The following is a 17,236-nucleotide window of genomic DNA, read 5'->3' on the forward strand; positions in this document are numbered from 1 at the left end:
AAAATGATTCACCTATAGATTTTATTTATTTTTCATTTTAGAAATTTTTTTATTGTATAATTTTAATTTTACTTCTAACTGACTCTATTCCTACAAATTTATGTCTAGCAATAATACAACACAAAATTTAAAAGATACTTTATCAGAAGCCTTAGATTGGACTGTCATTCAAAAAGACATGAAGGTTAAGCTAGGTAGTGATATATATGAAAGCTGGCTTAGAAAAATAGATTTTGTTGAGGAGATGAGCAATTATATCTTACTCTCTGTCTCAACTAGATTTATAAGAGACTGGATTACTTCAAGATATTTAGATCAAATTTTACAAGTTGTAAAAGTATATAAAAAAGATTTAACAAGAATTGAATTTAAAATTGTTGAAAAAAATACTAATATGGATGTTCAAAACAATGTTCAATCAAGTATAGATAATGAAAATGTATCGTTCATTAAAGATACATACTTACAATACAATAGAATTGATCCTAATAAAAGATTTGATAATTTCATAACTGGAACTAGTAATAAATTAGCATACGAAGCATCATTAAAAGTTTCAGAAAATATTTCTCACTACAATCCACTTTATATTTATGGTGGAGTTGGAATGGGTAAAACTCATTTATTGAATTCAATTGGCCTTTCATTGAAAGATAAGCATAAAGTGATGTTTATTTCTGCAGAGAGATTTATGTATCAATTTGTTAAATCTATCAAATCCAATGATATGGTAAAATTTAAAGAATATTTTAGAAATACTGATATTTTATTAATTGATGATATTCAGTTTATGAATGGTAAGGAAGCAATGCAGGAAGAGTTCTTTCATACATTTAATGCATTGCTTGATAAAGGTTCTCAAGTAATAATTTCTGCAGACAGAGCTCCAAACAAACTATCTAGAATCCAAGATAGAATTAAATCAAGATTCGCGGGTGGTTTAGTTGTCGATATTCAAAAACCAGATTATGAGCTTAGAAGTAAAATCGTTAAACAAAAAACAGAAGAGCTTAATGTTTTTTATTCTAATCAAGTAAATATCTCTGAAGAAATACAAAAATTTATTAGTACTGAAATTACAACAAGTATAAGAGAGTTGGTTGGTGCGATTAATAGAGTAGTCTCTTTTTCAAGAATATATAACAAGGTACCCAATTTATCTGAGGTTAAAGTTGTTCTAAAAGATTTGCTAAATATAGGTGAAAATAAAGTAACAATTGATTTAATCCAATCTACTGTTTGTAAATTTTTTAAAATAAGTAAAAATGAAATGTTATCTTCAAGAAGATCGAGATATCTAGTTAGACCAAGACAGACCGCTATTTATTTAACTAAAATATTGACTTCTAAATCTTTACCAGAAATAGGTAGAGAATTTTCTAATCGAGATCATACCACAATCATACATTCAGTTAAAACAATTGAAAGATTGAAGGAAAAAGACACAGAAATGAACAACAATATTAATAACTTAAAAAATCAAATATTATATACTAAAGAGAATGAAATTTAACGTTAACCAACAAGACTTACAACAAGCTCTGAACTATTGTCAGGGTGTAATAGAAAAAAGAAGTACACTTCCAATTTTATCAAATGTTTTATTAAATGCTAGTAGTTCAAGTTTAACAATTACAGCAACAGATTTAGATCTAATATTCATCCATCAAATTAATAATGTAGAGGTTCTTGAAGAGGGAAATACGACTACAACTTCATCAATCATGTATGATATCATAAGAAAATTTTCATCAGGAAAAAAAATTAATTTGTCTTTAACAGAAGTTAGTAAGCTTCAAGTTGAGTCTGAAAAATCAGTCTTTAATTTAAATTGCATTAGTGCATCTGAATTTCCATTAACAGATGAAAACTTCAATCAAAATGAGTTTTCAATAAAATCTAAACAGTTATTAAAATTGTTAAATAAATGTAAATTCTCTGTTTCAAACGATGAAACAAGACATTACTTAAGTGGAATTTTTTTTCATCAGACTGAAATTGAAGATAAAATTTTCTTAACAGCAGCTGCAACTGATAGTCATAGAATGTCCATATCTAAAATAAGATTGGATCAAAAGATAGACTTCGAACCAATTATATTACCCAAAAAAACAATATTTCAATTATGCTCTTTACTAGAGAACTACGATGGTGATGTAAAAATTTCAAATGTTAAATCTAAAATTAAATTTGAATTGAATAATAGTATTTTAATTTCAAAGTTAATTGATGGAAAGTTTCCTAATTATATACAGGTAATACCCAAAAGTAATCAAAAAAAATTGGAAATAGAGCTTAAACTATTTTTAGACTCTGTTGATAGGGTTGCTTCAGTTTCATTAGACAAAAAAGATGGTGTAAAATTTAGCTTATCAAAAGATATTTTAAATTTATCTGTTAATAATACTAATAGTGGTGATGGAAAAGAAAGTTTAAATGTTAAATTTGAGCATGATTTAGAAATTAGTTTTAATTCTAGATATTTGATTGATGTTGCATCCCAACTAGATGGAGATAAAATTGAAATTTTTTTTAATGACACAGGATCTCCAGCTTTAATTAAAGACCCAGGTGACTTTGATAGTATATTTGTTGTAATGCCTATGAAGGGTTAGTTCAGAACATCCAGTTCAGTATAAATAGCATTCTCCAATTGTTTTAAAAAAATTTCTTTATCTAACCCAGGTTCAATAGGTTTTAAAATTGAGATAGTTAAAATTGTATTCATTTTTTTTGAACCTTTTTTTGGCCATGTATTTCCAGAATTAATAGCCACTGGCTGACATAAAATTTTTAGTTGTTCATAAATTCTACCAGAACCTTTTTTGAAAGGAATTCTCTCCTCAGGAGGCAATCTTGTTCCCTGTGGAAAAATTATTAAAGGTCTGTCTGATGAGTTAATTTGTTTTGAAATGTTGTCAAAAAAACCAAGGTTTTCTTTTAATACTCTATTTCTTTTAATTGATATTGAGCCAATTTTTCTAAGATACCAACCAAATATAGGTATCATTAATAACTCTTTTTTTAGAATAAAAACCGGAGAATTAAAAATTGTTTGTAAAAAAAAAGTTTCAAACATCGATTGATGAGAAGATGCTATAAAAAACTTTTTATTTTCAATTATATTCTCTTTACCTTTAATAATTATTTTAGTGGATAAAAAAATTTGTAGACAGAAAGAAGTCCAATAGCCCATAATTTTTCCACCAAATAAAACTATTTTTTTTGGCAAAAGGATTGCTGGAATAAATATTAAAGAAATAAAAATAATTCCAGTAAAAAAGAAAAGAGAAAATAAAAAGTTTCTTATCATTTTTACGAAGAATTAAATCAGGTCTTCTAGTTTTTGCCTTTTTTTAATAACATTAATTTTAGAGCCTTTGATTAATATTTCTGTTGGCTTTGGTCTAACATTGTAGTTTGAGCTCAATGATACACCATAAGCTCCAACATCACACATTACTATAAGGTCTTTTTCTTTTAATTTTTGAAATTTTTTTAAAGTTGTAAATTTGTCAGTACTTTCACAAATTGGCCCAACAAATTCATAGGTTTTTTTTGAAGTTTGACCTGTTTTTATTACGGGTAAAGTTCTATGGTTTGCACCATATAATGCTGGTCTCATAAGGTCATTCATTGCAGCATCTAATATAATAAAATTTTTCTTACTATTCTCTTTTATATAAATAATTTTTGAAAGAAGTGACCCTGTGTTACCAACTATTGATCTACCTGGTTCAAATATAATTTTAGAATTATGATTTTTTAAGAATTTTTTTATAGCAATATTGTATTTTTGATAATTGAGTTTTTTATTATTTTTTTCATAAGATATTCCCATGCCACCACCAAGATCAATAAATTTAAATTTATAATTACTTTTTTTGATAATCTTATCTAATACCTTAAGCATTTTTTCATATGGTCGATAATCTAAAATTTGACTTCCTATATGAACACTTAAACACTTAAGATTAATATTTTTTGATAATTTAGAATAATTTACAAGATCAAAAAATGTTTTTTCATCTACACCAAATTTATTTTCTTTCTTGCCAGTTGAGATTTGTTTTAAAGTTTTTGCATCTGTATTTGGATTCAATCTAATGCCAATATCTATGATTTTATTTTTTGATTTTGCAATTCTTTCAATTTCATTAATTTCACTTTTAGATTCAGCATTTATTAATAAAATATTTTTATCAATCGCATAGCTTATTTCACTTGATGTTTTTCCTACTCCTGAAAAAACTATTTTTTTTGGGTTTACACCAGCTTTAAGTGCCACCATCAATTCTCCCATTGAAACCACATCTGCACCTAATCCAAATTTTCTAATTTCTTTAATCAAATTAACATTAGTATTAGATTTAATTGCAAAACATATTAGTGGAGAAAATGATTTAAAGTTTTTTTTGAAGTTGATTATATTTTCTTTCAATTGCTTATATGAATAACAGTAAATTGGAGTATTAAATTTTTTAGCAATATCCTCAATTTTAACATTTTCAATGAAGAGACTTTTATTGATATATTTCATTAAATCTTAAATGTAAGGGCATTGTATTTGGCCGCTTTATATTCAGGATCTCCTTTTTTTCCACAAGAGAATAACAAAATACTGAATATAGAAATTAAAATTAGTTTTTTTATCATTTTATACTTTTTTATATTTTATTATCATTTTTTTAATATTATCAAAAGATGTTCCACCATAGGATTTTTTTGAATTTACTGAGTTTTTTATATTAAATACTCTCAATACTTCAGCTGTAAGCTTTGGTTCAATTTTCTTTAATTCTTCAATACTAAGTTCATTTAATTTTTTTCTTTTTTTTTCTGCAAAATTAACAATCATAGCCGTAGTTTGATAGGCCTTTCTAAATGGCATTGAATGATTTTTAACAAGATAATCGGCCAAATCTGTAGCTGTAATGTAACCTGAATTTGCAAGTTTTAACATTTGTTGTTTATTTGGTTTCATGTTTTTTAAAACTTCATTAAGAATTGCAATACAATTGTTAAGAATTTCATTAGATTTAAATAGTATCTCTTTATCATCCTGCAAATCCTTGAAATAAGATAAGGGTAGACCTTTAAGAATGGTTAACATTGAAAATAGATTTCCATAAGTTGAGCCAGTTTTTCCTCTTAAATATTCTAATAAATCTGGGTTTTTTTTCTGTGGCATTATTGAAGATCCCGTAACAACTTTATCTGAAAGAGTAATTAAATTAAAACCATCTGAGTTCCAAATAATTAACTCTTCTGCAATTCTTGAAATGTGCATAGAACAAACTGATACGCTGTATAAAAAATCTATAACAAAATCTCTGTCAGCAACGGTATCTATTGAGTTATTTGTAGGTCTTTTAAATCCTAATTTTTTTGAAGTAAAATTTCTGTCAATATTAAAAGAAGTTCCTGTTAAAGCTGCAACACCAAGAGGACATTCTGATAAGTTTTCTAAATTATAAGTAAATCTTTTTTTATCTCTAATAAACATTTCCACATAAGCCATTAAATAGTGTGCAAATGATACTGCTTGGGCATTTTTTAAATGTGTAAAACCTGGCATTATTGTTTCAATATTTTTTTCAGAAATTTTAAGAATTGTTTTTATAATGTTATCTAAGTTTTTATTGATCTTCTTAGTAGCTGATGTAGTCCACATTTTAAAATCAGTAATTACTTGATCATTTCTAGACCTAGCAGTATGCACATATCCTGCCTCTTCACCGATTATTTGAAATAGTCTTTTTTCAATATTCATGTGAATGTCTTCGTATTTCCTATTATATTCAAATTTATTTTTTAAAATCTCCTTTTCAATTTTATTTAGTCCATAAATTATTTTATTCTTAATTTTAAAAGTAATAATTTTCTGTCTAAACAGCATCTCAATATGCGCAATTGAACCCAAGATATCTTCCTTAAAAAGTTTTTTATCAATATCTATTGAATTGCCTACTTTTTGGAAAAATGTAGAGGCATCTTTTTTAATTCTTGACCCCCATATTGCTTTATTGTTTTTATTTTTTACCATGATAATCAATTATACATATTTAGTATGAAATTATTAATAATATTTATATATTTAATAACAACTAACTTTGGTTATGCTTTTGAAAAGCCTGATATAAAAAATTTAGTTTTAATTAAAAATCCAAAATTATACGAAAATGTAATCTTCATGGATATAAATCAAAAAAAGGTTGATTTAGATGATTTTAAAGGAAAATTAATATTATTAAATTTTTGGGCAACTTGGTGTGCGCCCTGTAAAGAAGAAATGCCATCATTAGACAGTCTTCAATCAAATAGTAACTTTAGTAATTTAAAAATTTTTCCAATAAACATTGGTCAAGAAGATGTATCTAAATCAGAATTTTTTTTTAAGGAACTGAATATCCAAAATTTAGATATTTATATAGATGCACCCATTACTCTGGCAAAAAAATTTTCCCTAAGAGGAGTTCCAACTACTATTTTATTTAATAAACAGGGTAAGGAGTTTGCAAGAATTATGGGTTCTATTGATTTTAGTAATGAAGAATTTATTAATTGGTTAAAAAATTATAATTAATTTTTAAAAAAATAAGCAAAACAGACTAAGACTACTATAGCTATAAACTGAAAAAGAACTCTTAACTGCATTAGCTTGTTTGAATATTTTTTACTAGTCTCTCCACCTTTAAACAAGGTTCCGATACCCAGAATTAATACAACAGCAACAACTATTAAAAGGACAATACCTAAAATCTTAACTAAAGTTCCAGAAATCATAATTGTATAGTAGAGTGTTTTTTATATAAAAAAACATAATAAAAACATCTATGACATTTTGTCTGACAACTACAATCATAAAACCAGAAAAAAATATATCAATTAAAAATGCTATTATTTTACTTCATGGGTATGGAGGGGATGGAAAAGATATAAGTATGATAACTCTTAATTGGAAGAGATTTTTACCTAATACTATTTTTTTATGTCCAAATGGGCTTGAAAAATGTGTAATTAATCCGACAGGGTACCAATGGTTTGATTTAACTAGAGATGACTCAGAATATATTTTAGAGCAGTCAAAAAGGGCTGAAATAAAGCTTAAACAATTTATTGAAGAAATAAAAGATGAATATAGTTTAAAAAATTCAGAAATTTGTTTATCAGGCTTTAGCCAAGGTAGCATGATGTCTTTAAATTTGGGATTAACAAGCAAAGAAAACTATAACTGTATTGTAGGTTTTTCTGGCAAAGTAATTAATCAAGAAGACCTTATTAAGAGAAAAACTTCTTCAACAAAAATGCTTTTATTGCATGGAGATAAAGATGAAGTTGTTTCACCAACTTTTTTATTAGAAGCTAAAGACTTTTTAATAAGAAACAATATTGAAATAGAGACAAAAATGATAAAAGATTGTGAACATCATATTCCTGTTGAAGCTTCAAGTGTTGCATTAAATTATATAAAAAATAGTTTTAAAATTAAATAGAAATTCTATTTATTGATAAAATAATTTTTTTCAGTTAGAATTTTATTATGTTTTTTGCTGATCAAAATCTTTCTTTAGAAAAATGTCCTGCATTAGTTTTAAATGCAGATTATAGACCATTGAGTTATTATCCATTGTCTCTATGGAGCTGGCAAGACTCGGTAAAATCTGTTTTTTTAGATAGAGTAACTATTGTTAGTAATTATGATAAAGTTATCAGAAGCCCATCATTTAATATGAAGTTGCCAAGTGTAATTGCTTTAAAAAGCTTCATCAAACCACAGTCCAATCCAAGCTTTACAAGGTTTAATGTTTTTTTGAGAGATAGATTTTCATGCCAATATTGTGGTAGTAATCAAGAACTAACATTTGATCATTTGCTTCCAAGATCTAAAGGGGGACAGACAAATTGGGGTAATGTTGTTACCGCATGTTCTTCATGCAATGTCAAAAAAGGTGGTAAACTATTGAAAAATTCTGAAATGATTCTTAATCAAAAGCCTTTTCAACCATCAACAGAAGATTTACACAAAAATGGCAAATACTTTCCTCCAAATTTTCTACATAAGAGCTGGATGGATTATTTATACTGGGATGTCGAGTTAGAGGCTTAATTATATTTTTTCTGATATATTAATGGCAATTTTTGAACCAGTTTTTATAATTTTATCTAAAATAGAATAAGGACCTTCTTTAGTAGCACCCTCCTCGTAAGCAATATCTTTATGATCAAGCTCATCTTCTCTAAATTTTATAATTTTGTCTCTTAGTTTTTTTTCATCTGACCCAAGTTGCTCAATTTGATTTGCATAGTGTTCTTGAATCACTTCCTCAACTGAAGCAGTACAGAGCATTGCAGCTTTTTTTCCTAGAATAGTAGAACCAAATCCCAAACCAACACCTAGCAGATCCCACAAGGGTAAAAGTTTTGTAGGTTTAATATTTCTTTTTTTAATTTCATTTTCAAAATAATTACAATGTTCTTTTTCATGCTCTTTCATTTCTTGGATTATTTTTTTTAATTCATCATTTTTAATGAAAGTATTTAAAGCTAATAATTGACCTTCATATATCTTTATAGCACCACGCTCACCTGCATGATCAACTCTTATAAATTCTTCAACTTTAATTTTATTTGTTTTTTTCATAATTTAGAAAAATATTTATTGTTATAACACTTAGTACTACAGAAATAAAAATATTAAAAGTCGCAAGAGATAAACCAAAAATCTTAAAGGTCACGTCTTTACAGCTGATTGGCATTTGTTTTAGTTGATTTAAAAGAGCTTCTTTAGACAAGTCATTATTTGGAGTATTTAAATCACAAACTAATGACTCTTTAATAAACCCTTGTTCAATTCCAAAATGATAGAAAGACAATAAGGCTGCAATTAAAAAAGTTAAACTTAAAATTATTAAAGTAAATTTTTCAAATTTTTTAGTAAATAAACAAATAGAAATAATTATTATCGAAAAAATATAAGGTATTCGCTCGATCAAGCATAAATTACAAGGATTATGGCCCAATACATATTGGATGAAGTATGCAACAAAGATTGCAAAGATACTAAATACTAGTATTGAATTAAGTACTAATTTGTTTTTAACTTTATACATATTATTTAGTAACAAAATATATCACCAAAAAAATTAATACAATTATAATTCCTATGATCGTAGACCACATTGCAGCCTTTGTTTTCATAAATGCATTAAATGTGTCACCTAATTTGAACGAAAGAAAAGAAATAATAAAAAATCTTAAACCTCTAGAAAACAGACAAATAAGAAGGAATATGAATAAATTGAAATCAATCATACCGCTGGTTATAGTAAACACTTTAAATGGAAGAGGCGTAAAGCCGGCAAGAAATAAAGTGGCTAGCCAAATATAAAAACCAGTCCCACTTGTTAGATCATTCTTAAGACTAAGTACTTTTTCTTCATAGCCATAAAAACCCACAACACTCATTCCAAAATCTAAAAAATATACACCAATAAAATATCCTAGAATACCGCCCAAAGTAGAGAAAAGTGTAGCAATCATAAATATTTTTAAATAATCATTTTTTTTTGCAATAACCATAGGAACGATCATGACATCAGGCGGAATAGGAAAAAAAGAGCTTTCTACAAAAGATATAATTGCCAAAAATACTTTTGCACTTTTATGAGAAGCAAGCGTTAAAGATTTTTGATATAATTCATTAAACATTTTTTGGTTTTAATATAAATTAAGTTCTTATACTATTTAATATTAAAGTTATAATAATGAAAAACTCAGGGCGAATGGCGGAACTGGTAGACGCGCACGACTCAAAATCGTGTTTCGCAAGAAATGAGAGTTCGATTCTCTCTTCGCCCACCAAAAATATATGCAAATAAATAAAATAAATAATTTATTAGAATTATTTTATAAACAATATCAAAGTAAAAATAAGGAAAGTATTTTCTTACAGTCATTAAAAGAGCCAAAAATAGAATATTCATGGGAAGCAGTTTATTTGAATATAAATAAACTATCTGAAGAAATATCAAAATACATTAAAAAAGGTGATAGATGTTTATTAGTTTCAGAAAATCGACCGGAATGGATGATATCAGACCTTGCAATTATGTTATCAGGTGGAGTTACAGTTCCTGCATACACAACTTATACAGAAAGAGACTATGAGTATATTATTAATGATTGTACACCCACAGTTATTATTATTTCAGATGAAATCCAGTATAAAAAAATTAAAAGCATAATTTCGAAAAATGATTTTATTAAAAAAATTATTTTCTTTGAAAATAAAGAAAATATTAACGAGAAATTAAATTTAAGAATACAAGATATCTTTAAAAGAAGTAATTCTAAAAATCAAAATTTCTCAGATTTAAAAATTCAAAGAACAGATATGGCATGCATAATTTATACCTCAGGAACACAAGGAAACCCAAAAGGTGTTATGTTAAGTCATGGTGGGATACTTAATAATTGTGAAGGAGCAAATCAATTATTAAAAACTTTTATTTCAAAAAATCCAAAATTTTTAACTTGGTTGCCGCTATCACATTCATATGAGCACACAGTTCAATTTGTGCAGATAGTTGTTGGAGCAAGAGTATTTTATGCTGAAAGTATAGATAAGTTAATTAAAAATATGAACGAATGTTCCCCAGAAATAATGACAGCTGTACCCAGGTTTTATCAAAATTTACATCAAAAAATTAATGCGTCATTTAGTAAAGTTAAGGGATTAAAAAAAATCTTAATTAATCAAACTGTTCAGCTGGGAAAGAAAAAACTTAACAAAAAAAAATTTTCATTAATTGAAAAATTGATTAATTTTATTTGTGAAAAATTAGTAAGAAAAAAAATTAAAAATCAATTTGGAGGAAACTTAAAGGCCTTCATTTCAGGAGGTGGAGCTCTAGATAAAGAGGTAGGATTTTTTTTAAATGCAATTGGTTTACCAACATTGCAAGGATATGGTTTAACAGAAACTTCACCAGTTGTAAGCTGTAATTCAATAGAAAATATTAGAGTTGAAACAGTTGGAAAACCCTTTGAGGGAAATTTGGTTAAAATTGCAGATGACGGTGAGATAATTGTAAAAGGTGAAAACGTCATGTTGGGTTATTGGAAAAATAGTGAAGAAACAGAAAAGGTTTTAAAAAACGGATGGCTATACACTGGTGATATTGGAGAATTTGATGGAGAATTTTTAAAAATAACAGATAGAAAGAAAGATATAATAATAACTCCTGGTGGAGATAATATTTCACCAATTAAAATTGAAAATGATTTAAATAAATCTGACTTTATAGAACAAAGTGTAGTTTATGGTGACAACAAACCATATTTGGTTTGTTTGATAGTTCTAAGTAGGGAACATAAACATATTACTGAAGAGCAAATTCAACAAGAGATAGATAAAATAAATAGAAATTTATCTAAAATAGAAAAAATAAAAAAATTTTTTATAGTTAAAGATCAATTCACAATAGAAAATAATATGATGACACCTACATTAAAATTAAAAAGATTTAAAATTATAAAAAATTATAAAAAAGATTTTGAAAAATGTTTCTAATTTTATTTTTTAAGTAGATTATAAGTCGCATAAAATCTAACCTTTTTTACATAATAAAAAAAAGAAAAAAAATATTATATAAAAAAAACATTAAATTTTTCTTTAATTAAAGATTTGACATCACTTGTATAAAAAAATAAAAATAAGTTAACAGCGAATCACTTTGATTCGTTTAACTTAAACAGGGAGCTAAAGATGGCTACAAGAAAAAAAGCTAAAAAAGCTAAAAAGAAAACTAAGAAAAAAGCTAAAAAAGCTAAAAAAGCGAAGAAAAGAAAAAGATAGTATCTTAGTCTTTTCAAAAAACGCTTCTCATAACATTTTGTGTGAGAGGCGTTTTTTTTCGCCTAATTTTTAATTCTCAGTATTATCAGAAGTAGCAACTTCAGTTTCAGATGTCTCTGGCTCTACAATCTTAGTAGTAGCGGCAATAGCTTTTCCTTGCCCTTCTAGATTTCTTTTTAATGCTTTGTCTAATTTTTTCTGTGTATCTTCTAATGATACTCCCATTACTATTTGAAATTCTGATAGGATTCTTTCATAAGCCTTTTCAAAAAGCTGTCTTTCACTGTAAGATTGATCAACCATTAGATCATCACCTTTATTTAAATCTCTAACAACCTCAGCAAGTTCATAAATTTTACCTGATGAAATTTTAGCTTCATATTCTTGTGCTCTTCTACTCCACATAGATCTTTTAATTTTCGGCTTGCTTTTTAAAATAGATATACATTTATTGACCTGATTAATAGTCGCTAGTGGTCTAAGATGAGACTGCTTATTTACTGGAACCATTCCATTAGCCTTATCTTTTTCAAACTTAAGTACGTATGTCTCAACATCAATTCCACCAATATTAATCTTTTTAAATTCAGTAATTTGTCCTACACCGTGCTTTGGATAAACAACATAGTCTTTAACTTTATATTCTTTTTTTGCAGTTTCCTGTTTTTTTACTTTTTTAATTTCAGGTTTAACCTCGTTACTTTTTGAAATTCTTAAATTAGAAGTTTTAATTTCTACTTTTTGAGGAATAGGTTTTAAATTAACTGTTTTTAAACTCTTTTTAATTTTGGCTGAGGTTTTTATCACTTTAGCTTTTTTTATAGAAACAGCTTTTTTAGCTGTTTTAGCTTTAGGCTTTTTATTTGCTTTAACGACAGACTTTTTTGTTACTTTTTTTGTAGAAGTTTTTTTAAAGATTTTCGCTAAAATATTTGTCGAACTTGTTTTCTTCATTTTTATACTTTTCATGATCCTCTGGAGGATCTTTTTTTTCAGTTATGTTTGGCCAAATTTCAGAATATTTTGTATTCACTTCAAGCCACTTTTCGCTTCCAGACTCTGTATCAGCTACTATAGCATCAACAGGGCATTCTGGCTCGCAAACGCCACAATCTATACACTCGTCTGGTTTAATTACAAGCATATTTTTACCCTCATAAAAACAATCGACTGGACAAACTTCAACACAGTCCATCAGTTTACATTTAATACATTTATCATTTACAAGGTAGGTCATTTGTTTAATTCTTTTTTTACTTTTTCTTTTAAGTCACCCATTATTTTAGCATCTATATATAATAAACCAGCAAGTCTCCTCATTAAGTTTGTCTCATACATATCTGCACTATCATCTGAATAAATGATTTTCCATAGAGATTCAATAATTCTAATCTTATCTGACTCTGGAGCATTTTTAACCTCTTTTGTGAAGTTTAGTATTTGGTTTGAATTTTCTTCAATAATTGACGCATCTGAAATTAATTTATCTATATTTGAACTTTCTGCACCTAATTCAATCAAAGTTTTCTTTATAATCTCTTTTTCTTTATCTTCATAATTTTCATCAATTTTTGCTACATGAATTAATAAAGCTGCAATATTAGAATAAGATTTATCATCATCCATATTATCTTTCCTTTTGTTTTTAAAAAAGCTAATCACTAACTAAAATTTAAATTTTTTAATACCTTAAATGGATTGTTTAAAGGTGATGATTTTTTAAGGTTTTTCTTAATTTGTTTTTGTGGGCTATATTTGAAATAAATATCTTTGTCTTTCTCATGTGTTTTATAATTCATTTTTTCAATTAATTTTTTAAAATTTTCTTTACTGCATCCTAATAAATTAAGCATCTCAGGAACTAGTTTAATTTCTTTACCTTTTTCGGGGTCAGAGTTTATTATTTGTACAAATAACCTTTCCAAAATATCTATTCTAACAAAATAATTATCAAAACTTTCAAAACCACAAAGAAGCATAAAGTTTTTATCTTTTATATTTTTATTATCTAAAAAGTTTAAACCAAAAGTAGGAGGAGTTAGATCAAATTTTTTTTGATTAAAGTTTTTCCATAATAATGTTCTTAGGGACACAGCTTCAGGCTTTAATAATTTAAATAAAAAAACATGATATCTTCCAAATTTTACACCTAAATCTCTTAAAATTTTTCTTTCATCTTGACCAAGTTTTTTTAAATATTCAGCTACTGCCTCTCTTTTAATTACACCATTATTTTCATATAATTGATAAGCCAAAGCTTTAATTGATGAGTTACTTTCCTTTAAATTTTTTAAGTCAATTAGACTTTTTAGTACTAAATTTATTTTTTCTTTAGTCCAATTTCCAATAAATTCTGATAATTTTTTTTTATCATCATTTTCTAAAATATCATCTACTATTAAAAAGATTTCTGGATTTAAATAATCCTTACCAGCCATTAATCTAGCAATCGGAAAATTTTTCCAATAAATTTTAAAATCATCTTTTATTTCTATTAATCCCGTATCTATAATTGATTGAATTCTTTTTTGTAGCTCTGGGCCAACAGTTTGTCTTGCTGCTTTTTTTAGCGATTTAATATCAGTTTCAAGTGCACCAGTTTTTAAATCCAGCTCAAATCTTAAACCTTTTAAATTACCAATAAATTGTTCATCAATTATTACTTTATCATCATCCATTATCTCAGTTTTGAATTCCATATCTTGTTTTAATCCTCTTGCGAGCACACTGGCTCTTTTATCAATAAAAGTTTTAGTAAGTTCTTCATGTAGTCTGTCAGATAATCTGTCTTCTAATAATTTTGTTTTTTCTATCCAATAACTTTGGCTTTCTACCCAATTAATTTTATTTGAAACATATGACCAAGTCCTAACATTTGCAATTCTATTTGATAAAGAATCAACATTTCCATCTAATTTATCCAATTTTACTAACTGTAACCTCATATAATCATCGGTAATTTTGCCATCTTTACCATTCAAAAAACTAAAAACTTTACTAACGACCTCAAGGTGGTTGCCATAGGTTTTCTTAACAAAATCAGGAATTTGACAACATTCCCAAAGTAATTCTAATGTTTCTTGATTGTTTTTAATATTGTGACCATCCATATCTTTTAAAAAATATTTTAAAAGTTTTTCATCTCCACACTCATGTATTTTTTTTAACCAATCACTATTGGGTTTTTCTTCAAGTGATTTAACTAAACTTAAAGCGTTATTAAAATTTAAATTAGAATTTCTCCAAAAAAGAATATTAATTTCTTCAAATTTGTGATTTTCAAGTAATTCAACTTGTTCTGCAGAAATTTCTTTACAGTCTCCAGTAATTCCAAAGTTTCCATCATTTAAATATCTGCCTGCTCTTCCAGAAATTTGTCCAATTTCAGACATGTTAAGACGCCTTAATTTTCTCCCATCAAATTTTTTTAAGTTTGAAAAAAAAACATTTTCTAAATCCATATTAATTCCCATTCCAATTGCATCAGTTGCGACTAGAAAATCAACATCTCCAGATTGATATAGTTGAACTTGCGCGTTTCGTGTCTTAGGACTTAACGAACCCATAACAATAGCCGCCCCACCTTTTTGTCTTCTAACTAGTTCTGCAATTGCATAAACTTCTTCAGTTGAAAAAGCAATTATGGCTGTTTTTCTATTTATTCTTGAAATTTTTTTATGGCCAACATAGGTAAGTTTAGAGAGTCTTTCTCTATTTATAAATTCTGTATCTTCATCTAATTTATTTACTATATTTTTAATCGTGCTCGAACCCATAAACATAGTTAATTTTTCTCCACGTAGGTTTAATAATCTATCAGTAAAAATATGACCTCTTTCATGATCTGCACACATTTGTATTTCGTCTATTCCAACAAAATCCAAATGTTTATTAATTGGCATAGATTCTACTGTACAAAGAAAATATTTTGCATTTGAAGGAATGATTTTTTCTTCACCAGTAATTAAGGCAACTTTATCTACACTAATTTTTTTAATAATTTTGTCATAAACTTCACGCGCAAGCAGCCTCAGGGGAAAACCAATCATTCCCGAATCAAAAGAAAGCATAGTTTCAATCGCTAAGTATGTTTTTCCAGTATTTGTTGGACCGAGAACAGCTGTAATTTTGTTTTTAGACATTTCTATTAATGGTACCTTTAATTTATACTCCACCACATGTTGTTACTCATAAAGAACAAAAATAGGCTAAAACATGACCGAATCGCAGGAGAAAAAGTTCTCATTTTACTTTTTTTAAATCAATCTGATTAATAAATATGTCCGTTAACTATAACATAGTGTAACAATTATTTTCATTAATAAAAATAGGAGAAAAAATGTTTAAAGATTTATTCAAAAAATTTGCCATAACATTGTTCTTGATAGCTAGTTTTGCAGGTAAAACATATTCTGCAGAGCTTTCTTTCTTTACAATAGGTACTGGTGGAACGGCATATACTTATTATCCAGTTGGAGGAATGATTGCTAATGCAATTTCTAAACCTCCAGGATCAAGAGAATGTGGCAAAGGCGGAAGTTGTGGTGTTGATGGTTTAATTGCATCAGCTGTTTCTTCAAGAGGATCAGTGGATAATGTAAATGCGATTATATCTGGTTTAAGAAATTCAGGATTTGCACAATCTGATGTTGCTTATTGGGCTTATACTGGAACTGGAACTATGGAAGGCAAAGAGCCTGCCAAAGATTTAAGAACAATAGCGGCTTTATTCGAAGAGCACATTCATTTAGTTACTTTAAAGAAAAGCAAAATTAAATCTGTAAAAGATTTAAAAGGAAAAAAGGTATCATTAGATGAGCCAGGTTCAGGAACATATGTGGATGCACTTTTAATATTAGAAGCAAATGGTCTTAGTGAAAAAGATGTACAAGCCGAAGCATTAAAAGGTAACGCTGCAACAGACGCTTTAAGAAACGGAAAAGTCGATGCAATTTTTGTAGTTGCTGGATATCCTACTGGCGCATTAGTAGAACTAGCATCTTCTGTTTCAATAAAGTTGATTCCAATTGATGGTGCTGGAGCAAAAAAATTAACTGATAAGCATGGTTTCTTTTCTCAAAGCTCAATACCAGAAGGCACTTATGAAGGTGTTAAATCAACTAGCACTGTAGCTGTAGGTGCTCAATGGTTTACATCTGCAAAAGAAGACGATGACTTAATCTACAATATTACTAAAGCTTTGTGGAACTCCGAGTCTCGTAAGTTGATGGATGTTGGACATTCAAAAGGAAAAACAATTACACCAGATACTGCCTTGGCAGGTGTTGGTGTACCATTGCATCCTGGAGCAGAGCGTTTCTATAAAGAAGCAGGTCTAATTAAATAAATAATACATTAAACCCTGGGTCTAAAACC

At 27.4% G+C, this 17,236-nt stretch carries 18 protein-coding genes and 1 tRNA gene; 8 read left to right on the forward strand and 11 right to left on the reverse strand.

Features of this window, described 5'->3' with window-relative positions:
* Window positions 1-100: 100 nt before the first annotated feature.
* Window positions 101-1,513, forward strand: a complete 1,413-nt coding sequence (gene dnaA, locus ABXT47_RS00005) for a chromosomal replication initiator protein DnaA (RefSeq protein WP_415308436.1) — start codon at window positions 101-103, stop codon at window positions 1,511-1,513.
* The gene (gene dnaN, locus ABXT47_RS00010) at window positions 1,503-2,615 is read left to right on the forward strand and encodes a DNA polymerase III subunit beta (protein ID WP_415308437.1); all 1,113 of its coding nucleotides are present in this window, start codon (window positions 1,503-1,505) and stop codon (window positions 2,613-2,615) included. Before dnaA ends, dnaN begins: the two co-directional genes overlap by 11 nt.
* On the opposite strand, the gene ABXT47_RS00015 is transcribed toward dnaN, so the two are convergent.
* From ABXT47_RS00015 to argH, 3 genes are all read right to left on the reverse strand, one after another.
* On the reverse strand, window positions 2,612-3,313 hold the full coding sequence (locus ABXT47_RS00015) for a lysophospholipid acyltransferase family protein (RefSeq protein WP_415308439.1): 702 nt from the start codon (window positions 3,311-3,313) through the stop codon (window positions 2,612-2,614). The genes dnaN and ABXT47_RS00015 overlap by 4 nt on opposite strands.
* A gap of 12 nt (window positions 3,314-3,325) precedes the next feature.
* Entirely contained in the window at window positions 3,326-4,540 is a 1,215-nt protein-coding gene (gene lysA, locus ABXT47_RS00020) for a diaminopimelate decarboxylase (RefSeq protein ID WP_415308441.1), read from the reverse strand.
* A gap of 117 nt (window positions 4,541-4,657) precedes the next feature.
* Window positions 4,658-6,046, reverse strand: coding sequence for an argininosuccinate lyase (gene argH / locus ABXT47_RS00025; protein ID WP_415308442.1), 1,389 nt, complete (start codon window positions 6,044-6,046; stop codon window positions 4,658-4,660).
* A gap of 24 nt (window positions 6,047-6,070) precedes the next feature.
* On the opposite strand from argH, the gene ABXT47_RS00030 reads away from it, so the two are divergent.
* On the forward strand, window positions 6,071-6,586 hold the full coding sequence (locus ABXT47_RS00030; protein WP_415308444.1) for a TlpA family protein disulfide reductase: 516 nt from the start codon (window positions 6,071-6,073) through the stop codon (window positions 6,584-6,586).
* Here the strand turns inward: ABXT47_RS00030 and ABXT47_RS00035 are convergent.
* On the reverse strand, window positions 6,583-6,786 hold the full coding sequence (locus ABXT47_RS00035) for a twin transmembrane helix small protein (RefSeq protein ID WP_415308446.1): 204 nt from the start codon (window positions 6,784-6,786) through the stop codon (window positions 6,583-6,585). The genes ABXT47_RS00030 and ABXT47_RS00035 overlap by 4 nt on opposite strands.
* Window positions 6,787-6,836: 50 nt before the next feature.
* Here ABXT47_RS00035 and ABXT47_RS00040 point away from each other — a divergent pair, with 50 nt between their 5' ends.
* Together ABXT47_RS00040 and ABXT47_RS00045 are read left to right on the forward strand one after the other, a co-directional pair.
* Complete coding sequence (locus ABXT47_RS00040) at window positions 6,837-7,496, forward strand: alpha/beta hydrolase (protein WP_415308447.1); 660 nt, start codon at window positions 6,837-6,839, stop codon at window positions 7,494-7,496.
* 47 nt (window positions 7,497-7,543) lie between these two features.
* Window positions 7,544-8,110: an HNH endonuclease gene (locus ABXT47_RS00045; protein ID WP_415308449.1), complete on the forward strand. Its 567-nt coding sequence runs from the start codon at window positions 7,544-7,546 to the stop codon at window positions 8,108-8,110.
* On the opposite strand, the gene ABXT47_RS00050 is transcribed toward ABXT47_RS00045, so the two are convergent.
* Genes ABXT47_RS00050 through ABXT47_RS00060 form a run of 3 tightly spaced genes read right to left on the reverse strand, consistent with a single transcriptional unit; the run spans window position 8,111 to window position 9,711 of the window.
* Window positions 8,111-8,644, reverse strand: a complete 534-nt coding sequence (locus ABXT47_RS00050) for a demethoxyubiquinone hydroxylase family protein (RefSeq protein ID WP_415308451.1) — start codon at window positions 8,642-8,644, stop codon at window positions 8,111-8,113.
* Window positions 8,628-9,113 (reverse strand): disulfide bond formation protein B, encoded by a 486-nt coding sequence (locus ABXT47_RS00055; protein ID WP_415308453.1) that lies wholly within the window; start codon window positions 9,111-9,113, stop codon window positions 8,628-8,630. Before ABXT47_RS00055 ends, ABXT47_RS00050 begins: the two co-directional genes overlap by 17 nt.
* Before the next feature lies 1 nt (window position 9,114).
* Window positions 9,115-9,711 carry a YqaA family protein gene (locus ABXT47_RS00060; RefSeq protein WP_415308455.1) on the reverse strand — a complete coding sequence of 199 codons (597 nt, stop codon included), beginning with the start codon at window positions 9,709-9,711 and terminating at the stop codon, window positions 9,115-9,117.
* Window positions 9,712-9,779: 68 nt separating this feature from the next.
* On the opposite strand from ABXT47_RS00060, the gene ABXT47_RS00065 reads away from it, so the two are divergent.
* Together ABXT47_RS00065 and ABXT47_RS00070 are read left to right on the forward strand one after the other, a co-directional pair.
* A tRNA-Leu gene (locus tag ABXT47_RS00065) sits at window positions 9,780-9,864 on the forward strand.
* A gap of 7 nt (window positions 9,865-9,871) precedes the next feature.
* Window positions 9,872-11,575: an AMP-dependent synthetase/ligase gene (locus tag ABXT47_RS00070; RefSeq protein ID WP_415308456.1), complete on the forward strand. Its 1,704-nt coding sequence runs from the start codon at window positions 9,872-9,874 to the stop codon at window positions 11,573-11,575.
* Between the two features lie 354 nt (window positions 11,576-11,929).
* On the opposite strand, the gene ABXT47_RS00075 is transcribed toward ABXT47_RS00070, so the two are convergent.
* The 4 genes from ABXT47_RS00075 to ABXT47_RS00090 are packed head-to-tail and all read right to left on the reverse strand — an operon-like array spanning window position 11,930 to window position 16,002.
* Window positions 11,930-12,829, reverse strand: a complete 900-nt coding sequence (locus ABXT47_RS00075) for a CarD family transcriptional regulator (RefSeq protein ID WP_415308458.1) — start codon at window positions 12,827-12,829, stop codon at window positions 11,930-11,932.
* Window positions 12,771-13,097, reverse strand: coding sequence for a ferredoxin FdxA (fdxA, locus tag ABXT47_RS00080; RefSeq protein WP_415308460.1), 327 nt, complete (start codon window positions 13,095-13,097; stop codon window positions 12,771-12,773). The genes ABXT47_RS00075 and fdxA overlap by 59 nt, the downstream gene beginning before the upstream one ends.
* Window positions 13,094-13,486, reverse strand: a complete 393-nt coding sequence (locus ABXT47_RS00085; RefSeq protein WP_415308462.1) for a TerB family tellurite resistance protein — start codon at window positions 13,484-13,486, stop codon at window positions 13,094-13,096. The genes fdxA and ABXT47_RS00085 overlap by 4 nt, the downstream gene beginning before the upstream one ends.
* A gap of 35 nt (window positions 13,487-13,521) precedes the next feature.
* On the reverse strand, window positions 13,522-16,002 hold the full coding sequence (locus ABXT47_RS00090) for a helicase-related protein (RefSeq protein ID WP_415308464.1): 2,481 nt from the start codon (window positions 16,000-16,002) through the stop codon (window positions 13,522-13,524).
* Window positions 16,003-16,181: 179 nt separating this feature from the next.
* Here ABXT47_RS00090 and ABXT47_RS00095 point away from each other — a divergent pair, with 179 nt between their 5' ends.
* Window positions 16,182-17,207 (forward strand): TAXI family TRAP transporter solute-binding subunit, encoded by a 1,026-nt coding sequence (locus ABXT47_RS00095; RefSeq protein ID WP_415309372.1) that lies wholly within the window; start codon window positions 16,182-16,184, stop codon window positions 17,205-17,207.
* Window positions 17,208-17,236: the final 29 nt, after the last annotated feature.

It is taken from the genome of Candidatus Pelagibacter sp. Uisw_099_02 (assembly GCF_047727625.1).
Taxonomy (GTDB): domain Bacteria; phylum Pseudomonadota; class Alphaproteobacteria; order Pelagibacterales; family Pelagibacteraceae; genus Pelagibacter.